This is a genomic window from Methylobacterium sp. J-067 (assembly GCF_022829465.1).
Classification (GTDB): domain Bacteria; phylum Pseudomonadota; class Alphaproteobacteria; order Rhizobiales; family Beijerinckiaceae; genus Methylobacterium; species Methylobacterium litchii.
The window spans coordinates 1-455 of the sequence record NZ_JAKSXZ010000083.1 but is presented as its reverse complement, the minus strand read 5'-3'; the positions used below and the strand labels follow the sequence as shown (position 1 = coordinate 455).

Sequence of the window (455 nt, the reverse complement as noted above, 5' to 3'; positions counted from 1 at the left end):
CCCATGCCGGCGTTGGCGGTGCCGATGAGTTGGTGCTACGGATCTCTCGAGCGCTGGTCGGGGGACTGCGAGTTGAAGAAGGTGACCGGGTTGTCGAGGGCCGAGGAGATCCTCTTGCCGGTGGCGAGTCGGTTCTGGGTGGTGGCCGTGAGCGACGCCGTGTCGTGCAGGGAGAGCAGGTTCTGGCGTGTGGCAGCGGTGAGCGTCACGCCGTACATGAAGACATATCCATTCCGGTCGAGCCACCTCCGTATTGGTGTCGAGTGCACACTTGAACACGACGGCTTTAGACTGTCTTAAAATAATAGACAGCGTTGTTTTCGTGCGGCGCTTCAGTGAAACTCGGTTAATGACTTAACAACGCCGCCGCATCACGGCGTCGGCACACGGTTAGCGGAACGTTAACGCGGCTCTCCTACGACAGGGGCCTGCGAGGGAGGCCGCACCATGCCGCT

At 60.7% G+C, this 455-nt stretch carries 1 pseudogene; it reads right to left on the bottom strand.

Annotated elements, in window-relative coordinates:
• Window positions 1-41: 41 nt before the first annotated feature.
• A pseudogene (locus MKK52_RS08705) lies at window positions 42-218 on the bottom strand (flagellar protein); the annotation flags it as partial.
• Between the last annotated feature and the right edge of the window lie 237 nt (window positions 219-455).